The organism is Duganella margarita, assembly GCF_009857535.1.
Lineage (GTDB): Bacteria > Pseudomonadota > Gammaproteobacteria > Burkholderiales > Burkholderiaceae_D > Rugamonas > Rugamonas margarita.
This window is the reverse complement of record NZ_WWCS01000027.1, coordinates 1-21985: the sequence shown is the minus strand read 5'-3', so window position 1 is coordinate 21985 and position 21985 is coordinate 1. Positions and strand designations below refer to the sequence as shown.

The window sequence follows — 21985 nt, the reverse complement described above, 5'->3', positions numbered from 1 at the left end:
ATGGCAATTAAAGTCTTGGCAAGCTGCGCGCTTTGTCGTAGCATGGATTGGAAGCCACGACCGTGACTTCCCATCCTTTTATAAGGGCTCATTCCATGCATACTTCGAACGAACTACGCTCCATCCTCGACAAACTGGCCAGCGATGACAAGTTCCGCACGCAATTGCAGGCCGACCCGGTCGCCACCCTGGCCAAGCTCGGCATTACGCTGAGCGCCGACCAGGTACCGGACCAGATCAGCCTGCCATCCAAGGCCGATATCGCAGTGGAACAGCACGAGTTGCAACGTGAACTGGAAACCACCGCCGCCATGATTCCATTCCTGCTGTCGGGCGCGCTGGTCGCGGCTTAATTTCGCGGCTTAATTTCCTCCCTAGTCAATCGTCACCGCAACTTCGCGGTTGCGATTGGCTGCATTCCCGGCATAGTCTTCGGCGTCGATGCGCAGCAGATAATTGCCGGGACCCAGCTCCCCCACCTTCCAGCCGCCCGGCGTCAGCTTCCCATTGATCAGCTTGTTGTTGATGGCGTAAGCAAAGCGCGTCTCGCTGGCGCCATGCACGGTGATGCCGCTGTTGGCCGCGTAGGCCAGCTTGACTGCCTCGCGGTTGCGCGGCAAGCGGTCGTACTGCTGCGTCACCACCGGCACGCTCACGCCCGGAATGATCTCGCCATCCTGATTCAGCAACTGGTAACCCAGCTTGTACAGGCCAAGACGGCGGCGCGCCTGGTTGCCGTTGATCTGGTCGCTGGCCTCGACCACAATCTGCACCGCGCCCAGGCTACGGGGGATCAGCAGGCGGCCGTCGCGCTTCTCGGTCAGCGGCTTGCCGTTGGCGTCGATAATGCTGATGCTGTGGATGGTCGGCGCGATGCTGTCCTCCAGGCCGATGAACGGCAGTTGCAGCGGATTCAGCGCGCCGCCGTTGGGCTTGTAATCCAGATGGACATGCGCCATGCGGTTGACCGTGCCCAGCGTCTCGCCGGCCACGAAGCGCGTGCCGCGCCGTACCCGCACCGCTTCCGCCACGCCTTTGTCGTTCCTCGACAGCTGGAAGCGCGGATCATTGAACAGCTTGTCCTTGGCGTCGCGCCCCACACGCAGGTGGATATACTGCAGGCCGCCAAACGCCAGCCCTTCCGACAACTCGCCATAGCCTGAACTGGCGCGCGGATCGCTGACCTTGCCGGGCGTGATGGTCAGCACCGGCGTGCCGATCGCCGCCTGCACATCCATGCCGGCATGGAAATGGTCGCGCCGCTCGCCGTTGAAATCGCCGCGCACCTCGCCCATCAGGCCGACCACCTCATGCGCCTTGTTCTGCGGCGCCACCGGCCACTGCATGGTGGCGCTGCGCGCCGGCGCGGCCGGCAGCGGTTCGTCGGCCACCGGTTCGGTGTCGGCGCCGACCATGGCGATGTGGTGCAGGCGGAACGTCGCGCCATCGGTGACGAACAGCGTACCATCCTTGGAGACGGCGATACCGCGCGGCGAATACAGACGCACGCTGCCATCCGCGCCATAGCCGGGCTGGGCCGGATGATCGACATCCTGCAAGGCTGCCACCTGGCCCTGTGGCGTGATCTGCGCCACGCGGCCGTGGGCGCTGCTGGCGATGTACAGGAAACCGTCCCTGGTCACCGCAATGCCGACCGGCGAGCGCAGCAGCGAATCGCGCTCGTCGTCCTTGGCTTCGGCGATGGTGCTGACACTGCCATCCCTGCCCAGCTTGCGGATCGCGTGGTTGGCGGTGTCGGCGATATACAGCTCGCCGGCGGGTCCGAGCGCGATGCCGGTCGGCGTATCGAACAGCGCCTGCTCGCCGGCGCCATCGGCCATACCGGCGCGCTTGCCGCCGGCGACGGTGGTGACCGTGCCATCCGGCGCGATGCGGCGGATGCGGTCGTTATACGTATCGGCCACATAGACCACGCCAGCGGCATCCACCGCCACGCCGACCGGACCGTTGAACTGGGCGCCCGCGCCCTGGCCGTCCTTGCTGCCCGCCAAACCGTCGCCGGCCAGCGTCGCGACCGTGCCGTCGGGCTTGATCTTGCGGATCGCGTTGTTGCCGGTATCGGCCACATACAGATTGCCGGCGCCGTCGATCGCCAGCCCGGACGGCGTGTTGAACGCGGCCGCCGTGGGCGCGCCTTCCGCGTAACCCTCGGTGCTGCCGGCCAGCGTAGTGGTGATGCCGTTCAGATCGATCTTGCGGATGCTGTTGTTGTCGCCGCCATCGGCGACGTACAGATTGCCCTGCGCATCGAGCGCCACGCCGAACGGATCGGCAAAGCGCGTGCGCTTGCCGCTGCCGTTGCTGCCGCCCGGCAGCCCGTCGCCGGCCAGGGTGGTGACGCGCGCATGCCACTGCACCGGCGTGCCCTGCGCGGCAGACGGCGTCTGCGCGCCGCCCTCGTCCGCATGCTTGGACGAATGCACCAGCACATAGGCCACGCTGCCGCCGACTGCAGCGCCACCCAGCATCAGGCCAGCCAATAAGAGTTTGAATTGAGTTGGGGACACTTGCAGGAACCTAAACGTTGACTTATAGAAAGCTTAACCGATCTACGGGACGTTGCGGCGAAAAAAAAGCCCGCTACTGAGAGCGGGCTGAAGTCTATTTCCTTGAAGGAGATAGAGGAGACAGGTGAATGATGCTGCATTGCGACATATAAAGCCAATTTATCTTGGCAATAGCAGTGATTCACCACCCGCATAACATCACAACATCATGCCGCCCGACGCCTCAATTCGCTGTCCGTTGAACCATCCGCTCTCATCCGACAGCAGCACCGCCACCGCGCCGCCAATGTCGTCGGGCAGCCCCACCCGCCCCAGCGCCGTGTTGGCCGCCACCATGGCGTTGACCTGCGGATTGTCGCGCACCACGCCGCCGCTGAAATCGGTGGCGATCGCGCCCGGCGCCAGCGTGTTGACGCGGATGCCACGCTCGCCCAGCTCCTTGGCCAGATAGCGCGTCAGTACCTCGATGCCGCCTTTCATCACCGCATACACCGCCTTGCCCGGCATCGAGAAGCGCGCCAGGCCGCTCGACACGTTGACAATGCTGCCGCCGTCGGCCAGCAGCGGCAACAGCGCCTGGGTCAGGAAAAATACGCCCTTCAGGTGCACGTTCATCAGCTCGTCAAACTGCTGCTCGGTGGTTTCCGCGAACGGCACGTTGGCGCTGTTGCCGGCGTTATTGACCAGCGCATCGAAGCTCTGACGGCCGAACTCGCTTTCCAGCAGCGCCGCGAAACCGGCCTTGAACGCCGGGAAGCTTGCAGTCACGCCGGCGTCCAGCTGCAACGCCGCTGCCTTGCGGCCTATTGCCCGCACTTCCGCCACGGTGGCGTCGGCCGCGTCCGCGCGCGCCTGGTAGGTGATGACCACATCCCATCCGGCCCGCGCCAGATGCAGCGCGGCGGATTTGCCCAGGCCCCGGCTGCCGCCGGTAATCAATGCAATACGGTTACTCATGATGATCTTCCTCTGTGGATGGCGGTCGCCACATGGACCACCCAGACTGGAGTCTAGATCCGTATAATCAGCAGATAAACTGCGTTAAATCGACATCACTGATCCAGATATGAAGACAATCCTTTCGACCGAAGACTTGCGCATCTTTCTGTGGGTGGCGCGCCTGTCCAGCTTCACGCGCGCGGCGGAACAGTTGCAGCTGCCGCGCACGTCGATTTCCAACGCTATTCAGCGGCTGGAAGACCGCCTCGGCGCCCGCCTGCTCCAGCGCACCACGCGCCGCGTGCAGATCACGCGCGAAGGCGAAGAACTGCTGGAACGCGCAGAACGCCTGCTGGACGACCTCGACGACATCGGCGCGCTGTTCCAGCAAGGTAGCCAGTTGCAGGGCCGCATCCGCGCCGACATGCCATTGGGTATGGCCACCGGCATCGTGCTGCCGCGCCTGCCTGAATTCCTGCAACGGCACCCGGCGCTGCAAATCGATATCTTCAGCACCGACCGCCGCGTCGACCTGCTGAGCGAAGGCTTTGACCTGGTGGTGCGCGCCGGCGCCGTGGTGGACGAATCGCTGGTGTCGCGCCCGCTGCTGACGCTGGAACTGATGAACGTCGCCAGCCCCGCCTATGTCGCCGCGCACGGCCTGCCGGCCACGCCGGATGAGCTGTCCGGCCACTGGCTGGTCAACTACCAGCCCAATCCGGCCAGCCAGCCGGCCGCGTTTGAATATGTCGACGCCGCCAGCGCCAGCAGTGTGTATGTGCCGATGCGCCACCAGGTCACCGTCAACAACAGCGTGGCCTACAACGCCGCCACCCACGCCGGGCTGGGCATTGCGCAGATCCCTGCTTCCCGCGCGCGCGCCGAGATCGCCGCCGGGCTGCTGGTGGCGGTATTGCCGCACCATCAACCAGCGCCGATGGACGCCCGCATCCTGTTCCCGCACCGCCGCAACATTCCCCAGCGGGTACGCGCCTTCGCCGACTGGATCGTCGACATCACCCGCGCCGGGGCGGCCTGATCCCGGCATAAAAAAGGGCTGAGTCCCGCAGCGCAGAACCCGGCCCTTCCTGTATTTCCCGTGTGATGCTTACTTGGCGTCGGCAGCGTAAGGCAGTACGCGCGATGCCATGCGGGTGTCGGTTTTCAGCAGACCCACTTCGTCGGCCAGAATGTGTACCGCTTCGTTCAGCAGCACATCCTTGGCCGCCTTGGCCTGCTTCTCCGCTTCCAGCTCGGCTGCCAGCGAACGCTCCGAACCCTGCAGGCCGTCATCGCTGCGCAGCGCGCCTTTCACGCCCGCCACCTTCGGCGTCTGCGCCTGCTTGCCGGTTGGCGTCTTGGCCGAGGCCGAAATCGCCTTGTTGAGCGCCTCTTTCGGGTCCGGCACCAGGATCGGATCATCCGCGCCCGGCGTCGGCGACAGCAGGCGCGCTTCGCGCAGCTTGGAGCGGGCTTCCTGCTGGTCGCGTTCCTTGCGGCGCACCACTTCGTTCAGCGACACCGAATTTTCCTTGCGCTGTTTCTTGACCAGCGCGATGTCCTCGGCCAGGTACTGGAAGTCCTTATCCTTGGCCACGCGGGCATCATGCTTCTTGTCCAGCAGCGGCACGATTTCCTTGACGTCGCCGGTCGGGATGTAGACGGCCGGCTTGATCTGGGTCCACGGCAAGGCGTTGTCGTAGCTCGACTCGCCGAAGGTGTCGGAATCGCCCATGGTCGGCAGCTTGATGTCCGGCGTGACGCCGCGCAGCTGGGTGGTGCCGCCATTGATGCGGAAGAACTGCGCAATGGTGAACTTCAGCTCGCCGTAATGCACCTTGTCGTTCTGCGCAAAGCGGTCCAGCCCGAACAGCGTCTGCACCGTCCCCTTGCCAAAGCTCGGCTCGCCGATGATGACGCCACGGCCGTAATCCTGGATCGCCGCCGCGAAAATCTCCGACGCCGAGGCCGAACCACGGTTGATCAGCACGCCCAGCGGCCCGTCCCAGGCCATGCCCGGATCGGTGTCGCTCTCGACTTCGACCTTGTTCTCGCCGTTACGCTGCATCACCACCGGGCCCTTGTCGATGAACAGGCCGGTCAGTTCCACCGCCTCGGTCAGCGAGCCGCCGCCGTTGTTGCGCAGGTCGATCAGCACGTTGTCGACCTTGTCCTTCTTCAGCTCGACCAGCAGACGCTTGACGTCGCGGGTGGCGCTCTTGAAGTCCTTGTCGCCCTTGCGGCGCGCTTCAAAGTCCATGTAGAAGGTCGGCAGCGAAATCACGCCGACGCGGCGCTTGACGTTGCCGTCCTTGATTTCGTACACGGATTTCTTGGCCGACTGCTCTTCCATGCTGATCTTCTGGCGCACCAGCGTGACGAAGGTGTGCTTGGCGTCCGGACCGGCGTCGGCCGGAATGATCTCCAGCCTGACGGTCGAATCTTTCGGGCCGCGGATCAGCGCCACCACGTCGTCCAGGCGCATGCCCAGCACTTCGGTGATCGGCGATTTGTCGTCCTTGGCCACGCCGACGATCTTGTCGCCGACCTTGATCTTGCCGGACAGGCCGGCCGGGCTGCCGGTCACGACCTCGCGCACCACGGTGTAATCGTCGCGGCTTTGCAGCACGCAGCCGATGCCTTCCAGCGACAGGCGCATGGCGATGTCAAACGCATCGGCCGCGCGCGGGCCCAGGTAGTTGGTGTGCGGCTCGATCGACATCGCATACGCGTTCATGAAGATCTGGAACACGTCTTCGGCGGTCAGCTTGCGCGACGGGCTGAGGTAGCCTTCATAGCGCTTGTCGAGCGTTTCCTTGATCGACTTGTCGTCCTTGCCGGCCAGCTTCAGGCGCAGCCATTCGTTCTTGACGCGCTTGCGCCACAGGTCCTTGACCTCGGCGTCGCTCTTGGTCCAGTCGGCCTTTTCGCGGTCGTACTGGTAGGTCTCGTCGGAGGTGAAATCGAACTTGCCCTGCTTGACCAGTTCGCGCGCATAAGCGATCCGCTCGTTGAAGCGCTGCTGGTACAGGTTGAAGATGCCGAACGGCACGCTGAGATTCTGGCCGGTGATGGCGTCATCCAGGCGGGTACGCACGATGGCGTACTGGTCGATGTCGGCCTGGGTGAAGAACATTTTTTCCGCGTCCAGCGACTTGAAGTAGCGGTCGAAGATTTTCTCCGACATCGCATCATCGAGGGGCACCGGCTTGTAATGCAGCTTGGTGAGGACCCGCGACGCCCACAATGCCGCATCGGTCTGGCCGGGCTGTGGTTTGAGAGGGGTGTCCGCCGTTTTCTCTGGCACGGCGGCGCCGGCCTGCACTGACAGGGCCGCCAACACGGCCACCAACAGTAGTTGCTTCTTCATCGGCATTACTCCGGAACGTATGAATTAAGTGTTGCCCCATTTTACAGGCTAGTGCACGCATAAGGGGCTGGTATTTCAGAGTTTCTCTGCCTAAGCTTAAGGGCGGCTGAAACACAACATTGTCCGCCGCGTTTTACTAAGTAGATTCACTTACGTTTTTACAATTTTTCACTCAAGTCATTGTTTTATAGATAGATTTTTTTGGAATTGCTGTTCGATTTTATTGCCCTCCAGAAAAAATATGCTATGATTCCGCTACTAGTTTCACGTTGACGGCCCGCCAGGCAGCACTTACGGCAGTGTCCATCGCCTACGCAAACGCTCCCCCGCCCCCGGAGCCAGCTCGATTCCGAGCGACCTCAAACCGCTGTATCTTTTCTCTAAAGAGATCAATGAAAACAATAATGATGAATCCTCGTAACTGGGGTGTCGGTACTAAAATTACCGTTTTTACGTTCGGCTTGATCAGCGTCATTCTGGCGCTGCTGCTGACACTGATTAACCTGAGCACCTCGGCCATGCTGAAAGAGCGCGCCAAGGCCAACGTGGCGTACAACCTCAGCGGCATCAGCAATACCGTCGAGGTGTTCAATACCGCCATGATGAACGAGGCGTCCAGCTTCGCGCGCCTGTTCGCGTCCGACTTCGGCGATGGTCCGTTCACGCTCGATCCGTCCACCACCGTCGAGATCGCCGGCAAGCCGACGCCATCGCTCAAGCATGGCGGCAAGGCGCTCAACCTGGACTTCAGCATCCCGGACAAGTTCACCAGCGACACCGGCGTGGTCGCCACCATCTTCGCCGCCGACGGCGAGGAATTCGTTCGCGTCACCACTTCGCTGAAGAAAGAAAACGGCGAGCGCGCCGTCGGCACCCAGCTGGACCATGCGCACCCGAGCTACCCGCTGCTGCGCGCCGGCAATAGCTACATCGGCCTGGCCACGCTGTTCGGCAAACAGTTCATCACCCAGTACGACCCGATCAAGGACGCCAGTGGCAAGGTCATCGGCGTACTGTTCATTGGTCTCGACATTTCCAAGAACATGGACGTGCTGAAGCAGAAGATCAAGGCCATCAGGATCGGCGAGACCGGCTATATCTATGTGTTGAACGCCGCTCCTGGCAAGACGCTGGGCAACGCGCTGGTGCACCCGGCCAAGGAAGGCGACAACCTGCTGGACATCAAGAGCAGCGACGGCCGCCAGTTCGTCAAGGAAATGCTGGACGCCAAGGAAGGCAGCATGACCTACGACTGGGTGGAAAAAGACGGCGCGTCGGCGCGCGAGAAGATGGTCGAGTTCCACACGTTTAAACCATGGAACTGGCTGATCGTCGGCGGCACCTACACCGAGGAAATCACCCGCGAAGCGGCGCAGCTGCGCAACCGCTATGCGCTGCTGGGCCTGGTTGCACTGGTGCTGTTCGCCGTGCTGCTGTTCCTGCTGGTGCGCGCGATCGTCTCGCGGCCGCTGGCGCGCGCCGAGCAAGCGGCCGAGCGCATCGCCGCCGGCGACCTCGACGTGCACCTGGAAATCCACAACCAGGATGAAATCGGCCTGGTGCTGCGTTCGCTGAACAACATCAGCGACAACCTGTCCGGCGTGGTCGGCCAGGTGCGCCGTGGCGCCGAGCAGATCACCACCGCGTCCAGCGAAATCGCCCAGGGCAACCTGGACCTGTCGCAGCGTACCGAAGAGCAGGCCTCCAGCCTGGAAGAAACCGCCGCGTCGATGGAAGAGCTGAGCAGCGCCGTGACCCAGAACGCCGAGAACGCGTCGCAAGCCAACCAGATGGCGCTGGCCGCCTCCGGCATCGCCGCCAAGGGTGGCGAAGTGGTGGCGCAGGTGGTCGAGACCATGGGGTCGATCACCGATTCGTCGCGCAAGATCGCCGACATTATTTCCGTGATTGACGGCATCGCCTTCCAGACCAACATCCTGGCGCTGAATGCGGCAGTGGAAGCGGCCCGCGCCGGCGAACAGGGCCGCGGCTTTGCCGTGGTGGCGTCGGAAGTGCGCAACCTGGCGCAACGCTCGGCCACCGCCGCCAAAGAAATCAAGGAATTGATCGACGACTCGGTCAACAAGGTCGAGACCGGCAGCAAGCAGGTGGAAAAAGCCGGCACCACGATGCAGGAAGTGGTCGACAGCGTGCGCCGCGTAACCGATATCATGGCCGAGATCAGCCACGCCAGCGAAGAGCAGCGCGCAGGCATCGGCCAGGTGCATGAAGCGGTGACGCAGATGGACCAGGTCACCCAGCAGAACGCCGCGCTGGTGGAACAGGCCGCCGCAGCAGCGCAAGCCTTGCAGGACCAGGCGCATGAGCTGGAAGATGTGGTCAAGATCTTCAAGCTGGGCAGCCAGGCCGGCCAGCCCGCGCTGCGCCAGGACCGCTATCTGTCGCTGAAGTAACCCCAACCGAAGGGGTCGGACCCCGCCGGGGGCCGACCCCGGGCCGCAGCGCTGTGCGGGTTTTGCCTGTGCCGCACACAGCCATTCAACCGCCGCCGCGTGAAAACGCCGGCGGCTTTTTTATTTTATAATGGAAAAATGTCCACCTTCCTCCAGCGCCGGCGCCTGACCAGCCTGATCGTCTCCCTGGCGATCCTGCTGAACCTGTACGCCCCGGCCATCAGCCACGCGATGAGCGTGCTGTCGGACTATCCGCTGGCACTGGACATTTGCAGCGTCACGCCGGCCGCCTCGGCCGCCGGCGCTGGCAAGCGCGGGTCGGGCAGCCTGCCGGCGCATGGCATGAAGCACTGCATGCTGTGCGCCGTCCACACCGGCAACGGCGCACCGCCGCCAGCCACGTCCGGCCTGCTGACCGTCCTCGAAGGCCACGACATCTACCCTGCGCAGCGCCCCGTGGCAGCGCCACAACAGCCGATCTGGCCCGACGCCCAGCCGCGCGGCCCGCCCGCCGCCGCCTGACTCCGTCCGCCGCAGCGCCACGCGACCGTATCGGCTCATGCCCGCATACCGCATACGCCAGCAACGCCTGCCTTAGCAACATCCTTACAGGATTATCTATGCAACGCCGTCTCTTCATCTCGTCGTTGGCCGCCCTGCCATTCGTGGCCGGCAGCGCCCACGCCGCGTCCGGCTTTACCGCGATCGACATCACCGGCAGCGCCATCGGTCCGGATTATCAGCTGTTCTACACCAACGGCAAGCCGGCCGCACTGCGCGACTTCAAAGGCAAGCTAGTGCTGCTGTTCTTCGGTTTCACCCAATGCCCGGACGTCTGCCCGACCGCCCTGGCGCGCGCGGTGGAAATCAAACGCCTGCTGGGCGCCGATGGCGACAAGCTGCAAGTGGTGTTCGTCACCGTCGACCCGGAACGCGACACCGCCCCGCTGCTGAACGACTACATGCGCGCCTTCGACCCGAGCTTTGTCGCCGTGCGCGGCAACCTGGACCAGACCGCCAAGGCCGCCAAGGACTTCAAGATTTTCTACCGCAAAGTGCCGAGCGGAAGTTCCTACACCATGGACCACACCGCCCTCACCTACGCGTTCGACACCAGCGGCAAGATCCGCCTGGCCATGAAACACGCAGAAACCGCCCAGCAGTGCGCCGATGATCTGCGCCTGCTGCTCAACCCCAAGCAAGAAACCGGATTCCTGAAAGGACTCTTCCAATGAAAAAGATACTCTCCCTGCTGTTGATGGCCGCGCTGCCTGCGCTGGCCCAGGTGACCGTCGGCGAACCATGGGTGCGCGCCACCGTGGCCGCGCAAAAGGCCACCGGCGCCTTCATGACGCTGACCTCCACCCAGGCCGTCAAACTGGTGGGCGTCAGCTCGCCGGTGGCCGGCACGGTCGAAGTGCATGAGATGAAAATGGTCGACGACATGATGAAGATGCGTCAGCTGCAAACGCTGGACCTCCCGCCCGGCCAGCCGGTCAAGCTGGCGCCCGGCGGCTATCACCTGATGCTGCTGAACCTGAAGCAGCCGCTGAAGGAAGGCGACAAAGTGCCGCTGACGCTGGAAGTGGAAGACGCGCAGAAGGTGCGCAGCAAGATCGTCGTCGACGCGCCGGTCAAGCCACTTACCGCAACGCACTGACCATCCACCACGCCAATCCGGCGATCAGCAGATACGGCCACGACTGCAGCGAGATTTTCCAGTCTGTCGTCGATGGCCAGCACGCCAGAAATTGTGGCGCGACGGCGAACGCCAGCGCCACATCAATCCACTGGAAATGCAGTCCGCTGCGGGTGCGCCACCACGCCACCACGAACGGCAGCACCACCACCGCAAACGGCGCCAGTGCCGACGGCGCGGCGTTATACCAGCGCACGTGCGTCAGCCGCACCGATCCCAATTCCCAGCCACGCGCGATACGCCGTGGAATCACCGTAAAACTGGCTGGCCTTGCGCCGGTCAGCTTGCCGGCGACGAAATGCGCCAGCTCGTGGCACACAGTGCCGGCCAGTGTGAACAAAAAAAAGAAGGGATGGCGCGCCGACAGGACGCGGATCACCAGCGCCAGCATCAGGGACGGCGCCAGGTAAATCAGGATGTCGCGATGGTCGCAGAACCACGAAGGCGCCAGCGCGCTGCAGTCGAACAAGCTGTTCATGCGGCATCCTCGCACGGCGTTGGGATGCCGTCAATTCTGCCACCTATGAGAGAGATGGCCGCTGCCAGTTGTAGGGATTCGGGACGCCGGGCGCACGCCTACAATCTGCGATCATCCCCTTACTGCGAGAACATACCATGCATGAATTACTGACTCCCCAAAACGCCGCCCTGGTGCTGCTCGACCAGCAGGCCGGCCTGCAATTCGCCGTGCAATCGATGGAGCGCCAGACGCTGCTGAACAATTCGGTGGCGCTGCTGGAAACCGCGCTGGCGTTTTCCCTGCCGACCGTGATCAGCACCTCGGCCAGCAAGGTCTACAGCGGCCCGCTGCTGCCCGACCTGCACGCGCTGGCGCCCGATCATCCGGTGCTGGAACGCCGCAACATGAATGCCTGGGAAGACGATACGGTGCGCGCCGCCATCGAGGCGACCGGCCGCAAGAAGCTGATCTTCTCCGGCATGCTGACGGAAGCGTGCATCACCTTCGCGGTGCTGAGCGCGCTGGAAGCGGGCTATGAATGCTATGTGGTGGGCGATGCCTGCGGCGGTCTGACCTTGACCGGGCATGACCTGGCGCTGCAACGGATGGCAGGCAAAGGTGCGCAGCTGACCAGCTGGGTGCAGGTGCTGCTGGAACTGCAACGCGACTGGACCCGTCATGAAACCTATGACGCGGCGCGCGCGGTGATCGAGAAGAACGGCGGCGGCTATGGCGTGGGCTTGCGCTACGCCAAGCAAATGCTGACGCCGCCGCAGTAACGCATCTGCCGTCATTCCTGCGCAAGCAGGAATCCATGGAGCGCCGGCTCAGCATGGATTCCCGCCGATGCGGGAATGACGGCCTCGATTCCCGCTTTCGCGGGAACGACGTGGGTTGACGCTTAAATCGCGTCGATGGCGGCGTTGAACGTCGCGCTTGGACGCATCACAGCCTCAGTCTTCACTGGATCCGGCTGGTAGTAACCGCCGATTTCCTGTGCCGAACCCTGCACGCTGTTCAGTTCGTCAACGATCTTGGTCTCGTTTTCCGACAGCTGCTTGGCCAGCGGCGCGAACTTGGCGGCCAGTTCCGCATCTTCCGTCTGCGCTGCCAGCGCCTGGGCCCAGTACAGCGACAGGTAGAAGTGACTGCCACGGTTATCCAGCTCACCGGTACGGCTCGACGGCGACTTGTTGTTGTCCAGCAGCTTGCCGGTGGCAACGTCGAGCGTCTGCGCCAGGATCTTGGCTTTGGCGTTGCTGTTCTTGATGCCCAGCTCTTCCAGCGACACCGCCAGCGCCAGGAACTCGCCCAGCGAATCCCAACGCAGGTGATTCTCTTCCACCAGCTGCTTGACGTGCTTCGGCGCCGAACCGCCGGCGCCGGTCTCGTACATGCCGCCACCGGCCATCAGCGGCACGATCGACAGCATCTTGGCCGAGGTGCCCAGCTCCAGGATCGGGAACAGGTCGGTCAGGTAGTCGCGCAGGATGTTGCCGGTCACCGAGATGGTGTCCAGGCCGCGCGAAACGCGCTCCAGGGTGTAGCGCATGGCGCGGGTCTGCGACATGATGTGGATGTCCAGGCCGCTGGTGTCGTGATCTTTCAGGTAGACCTGCACTTTCTTGATCACTTCAGCTTCGTGCGGACGGTAGGTATCCAGCCAGAACACGGCAGGCATGCCGGACTGGCGCGCGCGGGTCACGGCCAGCTTGACCCAGTCGCGGATCGGCGCGTCCTTGACCTGGCACATGCGCCAGATGTCGCCCTGCTCCACGGTCTGGGTCAGCAGCACTTCGCCGGTGGCCAGATCGGTGATGTTGGCGATGCCGCCTTCAGGCACTTCAAAAGTCTTGTCGTGCGAGCCGTATTCTTCGGCTTGCTGCGCCATCAGGCCCACGTTCGGCACGGTACCCATGGTGACCGGGTCGAAGTTGCCGTGCCATTTGCAGAAGTTGATCATCTCCTGGTAGATACGGGCGAAGGTCGACTCCGGCATCACAGCCTTGACGTCGGCGGTGCGGCCATCGGCGCCCCACATTTTGCCGCCGATGCGGATCATGGCCGGCATCGATGCGTCAACGATGACGTCGTTCGGCGAGTGGAAGTTGGTGATGCCCTTGGCCGAATCGACCATGGCCAGCTTCGGACGGTGTTCCAGGCACGCGTGCAGGTCTTTCAGGATCTCGTCCTTCTGCGACGCCGGCAGCTTCTCGATTTTCTCGTACAGGTTGGCCATGCCGTTGTTGACGTTCACGCCCAGTTCGTCGAACAGCTTGGCGTGTTTTTCAAACGCGTCCTTGTAGAAGATGCGCACGCAGTGACCGAAGACGATCGGGTGCGATACCTTCATCATGGTGGCTTTGACGTGCAGCGAGAACATCACGCCGGTTTTGTAGGCGTCGTCGATTTCTTTCTCGTAGAACTCCAGCAGCGCTTTCTTGCTCATGAACATCGAGTCGATGATTTCGCCGGCTTGCAGCGCGACTTTCGGTTTCAGCACGATGGTTTTGCCGGAGGCGGTGATCAGCTCCATTTTGACGTCGCGCGCTTTGTCCAGCGTCATCGACTTTTCGCCGTGGTAGAAGTCGCCGGCGTGCATGTGCGACACGTGGGTGCGCGAGGCCTGGCTCCATTCGCCCATCGAGTGCGGGTGCTTGCGGGCGTATTCTTTCACCGCTTTTGGCGCGCGGCGGTCAGAGTTGCCTTCGCGCAGCACTGGGTTCACGGCCGAGCCGGTGCACTTGCTGTAACGGGCCTTCAGGGCTTTTTCTTCGTCGGTCTTCGGATCATCCGGGAAGTCCGGCAGCTTGTAGCCCTTGCCTTGCAGTTCGCGGATCGCCGCTTGCAGCTGGGCGACCGAGGCCGAAATGTTCGGCAGCTTGATGATGTTGGCTTCCGGCTTCAGCGTCAGCGCGCCCAGTTCAGCCAGGGTGTTCGGGACTTTTTGCTCGTCGGTCAGATATTCAGGGAACTCAGCCAGCACGCGCGCAGCGACCGAAATGTCGCTCGCAACCACGTCAACGCCAGCTGGTGCGGTGAACTTCTTAATAATAGGCAGCAGGGAATACGTTGCCAGCAGTGGCGCTTCGTCAGTCAGCGTGTAGATGATTTTTGGATTTTGTGTTGCCATGTTCATTCCCTCGTAATCGATCGGTGCTATGGAGTAATTCCGCCCGTTATTTTAAACCCTCAACGCCCGCTTTGTGCAAACGATGCCAGAGTATTCATAAGCAGCCCTGTCATCATACAACCTTGGGCTGCACTGCCCTGGTGCATGTGTATAGAAATCAACAAGTTAAACGTTTACTAGCGAGGCAGGAGTAGATATGTAGTTGTATGATGTCTGATATCTAGGCTATGATCGTCGCACCAAAAGTAAGGAGACCGCATGACCACGCAACAACCCCAAGCCACCCGCGTACGCTGGACAATACTCGCCATCCTGTTCGCTGTCACCACGATTAACTACGCCGACCGCGCCACCATCGCGATCGCCGGCCCCGAACTGAAACGCCTGCTGGGCTTGAGTCCGGTGGAAATGGGCTTCGTCTTCTCCGCCTTTGCCTGGTCGTACGTGCTGGCGCAATTGCCGGGCGGCTGGCTGCTGGACCGCTTCGGCTCCAAAATCACCTATTTCTTCAGTATCTTCCTGTGGTCAGTCTTCACCATGCTAATGGGCACGGTGGGCTTCCTGACCGGCGCCGCCGCCGTCACCACGCTGTTTGTGCTGCGTCTGCTGATCGGCGCTGCGGAAGCGCCGTCCTTCCCGGGCAACTCGCGCATCGCGTCGGCCTGGTTCCCGACCAGCGAACGCGGCACCGCTGCCGCCATCTTCAACTCGGCGCAGTATTTCGCCACCGTGCTGTTCGCCCCGATCATGGGCTGGCTGGTACATACCTTCGGCTGGGAAAGCGTGTTCTTCGTCATGGGCGGGCTGGGCATTGTGATGGCCTTCATCTGGCTGAAAACCGTGTATGGTCCGAAAGACCACCCGAAAGCCAATGCCGCCGAGATCGCCTACATTGAAGCGGGCGGCGCGCTGGTGGACCTGGAAAGCAAGGACAAAGTCGCCGCCACCACCAAGCTCGACACCTGGTCCTGCATCAAGCAGCTGCTGGGCAACCGCATGCTGCTGGGCGTGTACATCGGCCAGTATTGCATCAACACCCTGACCTACTTCTTCCTGACCTGGTTCCCGGTGTACCTGGTGCAGGAACGTCACATGACCATCCTGAAGGCCGGCTTTGTGGCCGCGCTGCCTGCGGTGGCGGGCTTCCTCGGCGGCGTGCTGGGCGGCGTGATTTCGGATCGTCTGATCAAATCGGGCAAATCGCTGTCGGTGGCGCGCAAGACGCCGATCGTCTGCGGCATGCTGCTGTCGACCTCGATGATCGTGTGTAACTATGTCGAAGCGGACTGGCTGGTCATTACGGTAATGTCGCTGGCCTTCTTCGGCAAGGGCATTGGCGCGCTGGGCTGGGCCGTGGTGGCGGATACCTCGCCGAAAGAAGCCGGCGGCATGAGCGGCGCGCTGTTCAACACCTTTGGCAACACCGCCGGCATCACCACCCCGATCGTCATCGGCTACATCCTGCAAACCACCGGCACCTTTGCTGGCGCGCTGGTGTTCGTCGGCGCCAACGCGGTGGTGACCATCCTGTGCTATCTGCTGATGGTCGGCGAGATCAAGCGTTTTGAATTCAAGACGCCGGTAATGCGCAGCATCTAAGCTTTACCGCCCTGCGCCACGGCCTGTGCGCTGATGGCGTGGGAAAAACCGTGCTGCTGGAGGATGTCGATTAACTCCTCCGGCGCACCACCCAGCCGCAGGTTCTCTGCGATCCAGCCCTGCCAGTCGGGCGTAATTTCCTTATCCTCTTCTTCCAGTTCGATGCCGGCGATGATTTTGGCCAGCAAGGCATTGATGCGCTTGGTGTCGATCAAGTGCTGCACCACCGGGTGGCCGGAATACGGGAACGGATACAGCGTGCAATTGCCCAGCGCCGACAGCCGGTGCGCGTGCATGGCGTCGAGGTTGACCGACTCGGTACTGCCGTCCTGGTCCGGCCTGGTGCCGAACAGGAGATGCATGTCGGGTAGCTTGCCGGTCTTGGCCTGGCTGCGGCCCAGCGCCAGCAGATCGTCGTAGCGGGATGGCGGCGGATTGGTGGCCAGGTCGCGCATCACCGACAGCCAGCGCCGTTCGTGATACAGCAGAGCTTGCGCCGGATCGAGGAAAGACAGCGGCCCGAAGGCGATGACCTGCTCCGCCTCCAGCAATAGGCCGTACATCAGCGCCGCATACGCCCCCATCGACTGGCCGATGGTCACCACTCTGCTGGGGCGGATGTCGCGGATCAGCGCGCGCAGGCTGGCGGCGGTTTCGTCCGGATGCGCGCCGAGGCCGCCTATCGCGCGGTGATACCAGCTATTGCCGGAATCGCGCACCAGGATCTTGTTGATGTGGCGGCCGCTGAACTGCTCCAGCTTTTTCAGCCGACCGTAGAAATCGAAATCCGGCCGCTTGTCCCACGACACGAAGCCAAACGTAATCACCAGCAATTCGCCGGCAATGACCTGGTCGACCAGCACGTCCTCGGTGCTGGTCTTGACGTGGCGGTTGTCCAGGGCGGGCAAAGCGTGGATCGGTATCGGCATAAACGCAGAGTTTAGCAGCTTTGCTGGTCGGCACCTACCAGGCCTTCCGCCTGCTGCCCGTCTTCAAGATTAAAGCGCGCCGGCGGCGGTAAGGTGGCGGCGGGCCGGCCGAACAGATAGCCTTGAAACGCCGTGCAGCCGATCGCTTCCAGTGCGCGCCATTGCGCCCGCGTTTCCACGCCTTCCGCCACCACCGCCAGGTCCAGGCTGTACGCCAGATTGACGATGGCGCGCACGATACTGGCCGCGTGGCGCGAATGCAGCATATCCTGTACGAAGGAGCGGTCGATCTTCAACTGGTCGATCGGCAGCAGCTTGAGGTAGCGCAGCGACGAATAGCCGGTGCCGAAGTCGTCCAGCGCAAAGCTAACCCCGTGCGCCCGCAGCGCCGCCATTTTCCCGATGACGTCATCCATGTCGGCGAGCAGCATGCTCTCGGTCAGCTCCAGCTTCAGCAGGCGGGGGTCGGCGCCGGTGCGCTGCAGTACCGCCCGTACCTGGTCGATAAAACCGGGCTGGCGGAACTGCCGCGCGCTGACATTGACCGCCATCGTCAGGTGCGCCGTCGCGGCCGACGCCGCCCATTGCACCAGTTGCAGGCAAGCGGCCTGCAGCACCCATTCGCCCAGTTCCAGGATCAGTTCGGACTTTTCGGCCTGCGGAATGAACTCGGCAGGACCGATTTCGCCGCGCTGCGGGTGGGCCCAGCGCAGCAGCGCCTCGACCCCGGTCACCTGCGCCGTGCGGTCGACCACCGGTTGGTAGCTCAGGTAAAGCTGCTGGCGGATCAGGGCCTGCCGCAGATCGGCCTCCAGCGCCGCCGAGGTATCCAGCGCCTGCTGCATCTGCGGGTCGAAGAAGCGCCAGGTGGCGCGGCCGCCGGCCTTGGCCTCGTACATGGCCATATCGGCATGGCGCAACAAGTCGCCGATGGCATGCGGGCCGGCGCCGAACAGCACCACGCCGATGCTGGGCGTGGTGCGCACCTGGTGCCCGTCCAGCAGACAGGGGGTGCTGAGCGCCTCCAGCACCTTGGCCGCCACCGCCGCCGCGCCGGCCGTGGCGGCGCCTTCCGCGCCGCCCAGGTCTTCCAGCAGGATGACGAATTCATCACCGCCAAGGCGCGCCACGGTGTCGCTGGTGCGCGTCACCTGCTGCAGGCGTTGCGCCACCACCTGCAGCAGCTGGTCGCCCATCTCGTGCCCCATCGTATCGTTGAGCGACTTGAAGTTGTCGAGGTCGATGAACAGCACGGCGCCATGGCTGGCCGTGCGCGCCGACTTGGCGATCGCGTGGTGCAGGCGGTCCATCAGCAGCCGCCGGTTCGGCAGCTGGGTCAGGCCATCGTAGAACGCCAGATGGGTGATCCGGGCTTCGGCCTGCTTGCGCTGGCTGATGTCCATGCGGGTGCCCAGCATGCGCAGCGCCGTGCCGTCGGCCGCGCGCTCGACGATCTTGCCGCGGCTTTGCAGCCAGATCCAGCTGCCATCCTGATGGCGGATGCGGTACTCGATGTCGTAGCGCTGGCGGTGGCCGGCCAGATACTCGGCCAGCGCCAGGTCCAGGCCCGCCAGGTCGTCGGGATGGATCTGCCGGCGCCAGTCGTTCAGCGCCGCCGTGTCGTCGCTGCTGTAGCCCAGCATCGCGGCGCCGCGCGCATCGACGCTGCGCCAGTCGGCCCGCATATCCCATTCCCACAGGCCGAGGCTGGCCCCATCCAGCGCCGCCTCGGTTTTTTGCACCGCCGCCGTCTGCTGGTCGGCCCAGGCGCGCGCGGCATCGTCGTGGACGCGGCGGCGGCGCTGCAGCACCGCCATGCTGACGCCGGCGGTCACGGCAAACACCAGCCAGGCCAGGCCGCAGGTCCACGCCAGCCGCTGCCAGCCGGCGTCGATCACCGCCTGGCCGCGTCCCAGGCTGACCACCAGCGCGCGGTCCAGCCGCAGCCCTGGCAGGCGCATCGAGCGCTGCACCACCAGCCGCCGCTCGCCGCTGGCGGTGGCGCCGGCCAGCACGCTCTCGGCCAGGCGGCTGTCGAGGTGGCGGCGCACGAAGGTGTCGGCGATCGCCGCTTCGCGCCGCATCGCCACCGGGTCGGCCGGCACGTACAGCATGCGCCGGCCGCCGGCTTCGGTGATCGCGCTGTTCATGTCCGGCGCGTACAGCGCCGAGCGCATGACGGCGTCCAGGTAGTCCGTATTGAGCACCGCGCTGATCACGCCGGCGCCGCGCACCGCCATCGACAGCTTCAGGTTGAACACGCCCGGCGTAACTTCATAGGGCAGCGACAGATACAGCGTCTCCGGATCGCCGCCGGCGAACGGCAGCGGCGGATAGCCGCCGGCCGCCGCCGCGCCGGACGCCGCGGTGCTCAGCACCGCCACGCCGGCCCGGTCCTGCACTTCCAGCGCACGCACGCCAGGCACGGCGCGCGCCAGCGCTTGCAGCAGCATGCGTTTGCACGACTGGTCGCAGGCGCTGTCGGCCGCCAGCGTACGGCGGGCGCTGTCGAGCGCGCTGCGCACGCCTTCCAGCTGGTGGGTCAGGCTTTCATCGATGATCAGGGCCTGCAGCCGCATGCGCTCGACATTGGACGCGATCAGCAATTGGCGCTCATTCCAGACGCCATAACCCATCATGCAGGCGGTCAGCGCCAGCAAGGCGCCGAACAGGCTCCATTCGGCGCGGGCGGTGCGCAACAACGGGCGTTTAGGGTGTGGCTGCTCGAACATCATTGTTCCTCCAGTGGCTGGATATTCATGATCCGGTTGCCCGCTTCCATGCCGCGGCGCACCAGTGCTTGCCCGGCTTCCAACTGCGCCGGCTCCCAGCGCCGCAGCGCCGCGTCGATGCCGCCGCCTTCATCGCGCAGCAGCGCGGCCAGCGCGTGGGCGTCGGCCGCCGCCTTGGCTGCGCCGCCGGCGGTGTGCGGGCGCGCGATGAAGGCGGCGTCGCCGATCAGCAGCGCGCGCCCGAACACCATGCGCGGCGCGTCCAGGTCGACAATGGTCTGGATAAAGGGCTGCCCGGTGGCCGCGATCAGCTGCTGGAACACCGGCGCCAGCAGCACCTGCGCGTCCTGGCGCAGCGCTTCGGTATCGCGCGGCTTGACCGCGCCCGGCGCCACCGAAAAGCGCCGCAGCGTGCCGCCGGCGTCGGTCATCAGGCGGCACAACTGCGCGCCGGCCGCGACCTTGCGATACCAGACCCAGTTCCAGCGCCGCTGGCCGGGCCGGGTGGACTCGTCCCCGCCCGGGACCATATATTCCAGCAGCATGTGGCCATCGCCGTGCTGGAAGGCGAACGCGCCTTGCAACAGCTCGCGCACCGTGGCCGCCACCTGCTGCTCCGGCACCAAGCCGCGCCACGCCACATAGCCGGCGTAGCGTGGCGCCAGTCCCGGCAGCAGCTGCGCCCGCACCGCCGACCCAGCGCCGTCGGCGCCGATCAGCAGGTCGCCGCTGGCCTGGCGGCCGCCGGCAAAATACGCGGTCACGCCGCCGGCGTGCTGCTCGAAGCGCAGCAGCTGCTGGTTGGCGTGCACCACGCCGGCGGGCAAGCCGCGCCGCAGGATGCCGTACAGCAGGTTCCACGAGGTCTGCGTTTGCGGCGCGTGGCTGCGCTGCACCACCTGGCCGGCGCGGTTGAGAAAGATGCTCTCGCCCGACGGCACGCCGACCACGCTGCCGGCGTCCAGGCCGGCAAACGCGATCGCCGCCAGCACCGCCGGTTGCAGCACCAGCCCGCCACCGCGGCCGCTCAACTCGCTCGCGGAGCGCTCGAACACTTCCACCTCCCAGCCGATGGCGCGCAAGCTGGCGGCGGCAAACAAGCCGCTCAGCGAACCGCCGATAATCAGCGCGCGCGGCGGCAATTCATGGTCCATAACGATTCTCCGGTGAACATTGATGGCGGATGCCGCAGCGGGTTTCGCTCCGCCCCTTGCGCGGCGGCACTGAATCCGCACCAATAAGTTATCGATCGATTACTTCAGAATCAAAAAAAAACGCTTCAGACCATGGCCAGCCGGCGCGCAAAGCGCAGCGCTTCAATCTGGATGCGCTCGACGCTGGCAACGGAACGGCGCGCCACCTGGATGTTGCGCTGGGCGATGTCGCGCATGCCCTGCATCGCGCCGACCAGCGCCGCCAGCTCGGCGCGTCCGGCCGCCGGCTGGCGCGCCAGGCGTTCAACCTGCACCGCCAGCGCCAGGATGCGCAGCGCGATATCGCTCAGGTTGGTCACATGTCCGCCCGGGGCGGCAACCCCGCGCCGCCAGGCCGGCGCCACGCCATCGACCAGCACGCCGATATCGAGCGCCGCGCGGGTGGCCCGCCGGGCGATGCGCCAGGCGGCGTCGTGCGAAGCCTGGCGATCGCGCTGCGCCTGCAGCGGGTGCCGCACGCGCTGGTGGCGCTGCCAGTCGAGCAACAGCCGGGTGTACTGCTGGTTGGACGCGATGGTGCGCTGCGCGATCCCGGCGATGCGCCGCAACAGCGCGTTGCTGTCGCTGAGCAGCTCGGTGCCGCGCACCGCCAGCTCAACCGCGCGCGCCACGCGCCGGTTGCCGAGACAGGACGGTGCGCACGGTGCCTGCGCCAGCGGCTGGTTCATGACGACACCCCCATGGCCAGGCGCGGCAGCACCTCGGTGCCCAGTTCATCGATCACATCGAGCACCGGCCGGCCATTGCGCAACAGATGCAGCAGCACGTGGCCGACCCCGGCTTCGGCCAGCCGCTCCAGCTCGCACGACAGCGCAATCCGGCCGCCGCGGAAGCCCTGGCGCGACGGCTGCGCTGCGGCGCTGGCGCGCTCGTCGAGTTCCAGCAACAGGGGCCGCACGATCGGCTGGCGCGCGGCCGGGCCGTCCAGGTGCAACACCGGCACGCGCTCGACGCCCGGGTCCGCCAGC

General features: G+C 64.4%; 17 protein-coding genes and 1 pseudogene. 8 read left to right on the top strand and 10 right to left on the bottom strand.

Features of this window, described 5'->3' with window-relative positions; translation table 11 throughout:
* The first annotated feature begins 95 nt into the window (after positions 1-95).
* Positions 96-353, top strand: coding sequence for an NHLP-related RiPP peptide (locus tag GTP55_RS26475; RefSeq protein WP_161047782.1), 258 nt, complete (start codon positions 96-98; stop codon positions 351-353).
* A 21-nt stretch (positions 354-374) separates the two neighbouring features.
* Here GTP55_RS26475 and GTP55_RS26470 read toward each other — a convergent pair whose 3' ends face one another.
* Positions 375-2528 (bottom strand): NHL domain-containing protein, encoded by a 2154-nt coding sequence (locus tag GTP55_RS26470; RefSeq protein WP_371868448.1) that lies wholly within the window; start codon positions 2526-2528, stop codon positions 375-377.
* A 198-nt stretch (positions 2529-2726) separates the two neighbouring features.
* A complete protein-coding gene (locus tag GTP55_RS26465) occupies positions 2727-3485 on the bottom strand; it encodes an SDR family NAD(P)-dependent oxidoreductase (protein ID WP_161047781.1) in 759 nt (252 codons plus the stop codon).
* Between the two features lie 109 nt (positions 3486-3594).
* Here GTP55_RS26465 and GTP55_RS26460 point away from each other — a divergent pair, with 109 nt between their 5' ends.
* Positions 3595-4506, top strand: coding sequence for a LysR family transcriptional regulator (locus GTP55_RS26460; protein WP_161047780.1), 912 nt, complete (start codon positions 3595-3597; stop codon positions 4504-4506).
* Between the two features lie 69 nt (positions 4507-4575).
* Here the strand turns inward: GTP55_RS26460 and GTP55_RS26455 are convergent, their stop codons facing one another.
* Positions 4576-6837, bottom strand: coding sequence for a carboxy terminal-processing peptidase (locus tag GTP55_RS26455; protein ID WP_161047779.1), 2262 nt, complete (start codon positions 6835-6837; stop codon positions 4576-4578).
* Positions 6838-7244: 407 nt separating this feature from the next.
* Between GTP55_RS26455 and GTP55_RS26450 the strand changes: the two genes are divergently transcribed.
* The 4 genes from GTP55_RS26450 to GTP55_RS26435 all read left to right on the top strand — a co-directional run bounded on the left by GTP55_RS26450 (position 7245) and on the right by GTP55_RS26435 (position 10911).
* Positions 7245-9251 carry a methyl-accepting chemotaxis protein gene (locus GTP55_RS26450; protein ID WP_161047812.1) on the top strand — a complete coding sequence of 669 codons (2007 nt, stop codon included), beginning with the start codon at positions 7245-7247 and terminating at the stop codon, positions 9249-9251.
* Positions 9252-9389: 138 nt separating this feature from the next.
* Positions 9390-9773, top strand: coding sequence for a DUF2946 domain-containing protein (locus GTP55_RS26445; protein ID WP_161047778.1), 384 nt, complete (start codon positions 9390-9392; stop codon positions 9771-9773).
* A 98-nt stretch (positions 9774-9871) separates the two neighbouring features.
* On the top strand, positions 9872-10486 hold the full coding sequence (locus GTP55_RS26440; RefSeq protein WP_161047777.1) for an SCO family protein: 615 nt from the start codon (positions 9872-9874) through the stop codon (positions 10484-10486).
* Positions 10483-10911, top strand: coding sequence for a copper chaperone PCu(A)C (locus tag GTP55_RS26435; RefSeq protein ID WP_161047776.1), 429 nt, complete (start codon positions 10483-10485; stop codon positions 10909-10911). The genes GTP55_RS26440 and GTP55_RS26435 overlap by 4 nt, the downstream gene beginning before the upstream one ends.
* Here GTP55_RS26435 and GTP55_RS26430 read toward each other — a convergent pair.
* A complete protein-coding gene (locus tag GTP55_RS26430) occupies positions 10895-11428 on the bottom strand; it encodes a hypothetical protein (RefSeq protein WP_161047775.1) in 534 nt (177 codons plus the stop codon). The genes GTP55_RS26435 and GTP55_RS26430 overlap by 17 nt on opposite strands.
* Positions 11429-11565: 137 nt before the next feature.
* Here GTP55_RS26430 and GTP55_RS26425 point away from each other — a divergent pair, with 137 nt between their 5' ends.
* The gene (locus GTP55_RS26425) at positions 11566-12189 is read left to right on the top strand and encodes a hydrolase (protein WP_161047774.1); all 624 of its coding nucleotides are present in this window, start codon (positions 11566-11568) and stop codon (positions 12187-12189) included.
* 122 nt (positions 12190-12311) lie between these two features.
* Here the strand turns inward: GTP55_RS26425 and GTP55_RS26420 are convergent, their stop codons facing one another.
* Entirely contained in the window at positions 12312-14543 is a 2232-nt protein-coding gene (locus GTP55_RS26420) for an NADP-dependent isocitrate dehydrogenase (protein ID WP_161047773.1), read from the bottom strand.
* A gap of 258 nt (positions 14544-14801) precedes the next feature.
* On the opposite strand from GTP55_RS26420, the gene GTP55_RS26415 reads away from it, so the two are divergent.
* Positions 14802-16142 (top strand): MFS transporter, encoded by a 1341-nt coding sequence (locus GTP55_RS26415; protein ID WP_161047772.1) that lies wholly within the window; start codon positions 14802-14804, stop codon positions 16140-16142.
* On the opposite strand, the gene GTP55_RS26410 is transcribed toward GTP55_RS26415, so the two are convergent.
* The 5 genes and pseudogenes from GTP55_RS26410 to GTP55_RS26390 form a co-directional block, all read right to left on the bottom strand.
* Entirely contained in the window at positions 16139-17071 is a 933-nt protein-coding gene (locus GTP55_RS26410) for a hypothetical protein (protein ID WP_161047771.1), read from the bottom strand. The two genes, GTP55_RS26415 and GTP55_RS26410, sit on opposite strands and share 4 nt — an antisense overlap.
* 11 nt (positions 17072-17082) lie before the next feature.
* Entirely contained in the window at positions 17083-19806 is a 2724-nt protein-coding gene (locus tag GTP55_RS26405; protein ID WP_229258175.1) for a putative bifunctional diguanylate cyclase/phosphodiesterase, read from the bottom strand.
* Positions 19803-20957, bottom strand: a complete 1155-nt coding sequence (locus GTP55_RS26400) for an FAD binding domain-containing protein (protein ID WP_161047770.1) — start codon at positions 20955-20957, stop codon at positions 19803-19805. The genes GTP55_RS26405 and GTP55_RS26400 overlap by 4 nt, the downstream gene beginning before the upstream one ends.
* A 125-nt stretch (positions 20958-21082) precedes the next feature.
* Positions 21083-21685, bottom strand: a complete 603-nt coding sequence (locus GTP55_RS26395) for a hypothetical protein (protein WP_161047769.1) — start codon at positions 21683-21685, stop codon at positions 21083-21085.
* Positions 21682-21985: pseudogene (locus GTP55_RS26390) on the bottom strand (hypothetical protein); the annotation flags it as partial. The pseudogene GTP55_RS26390 and the gene GTP55_RS26395, both read right to left, overlap by 4 nt.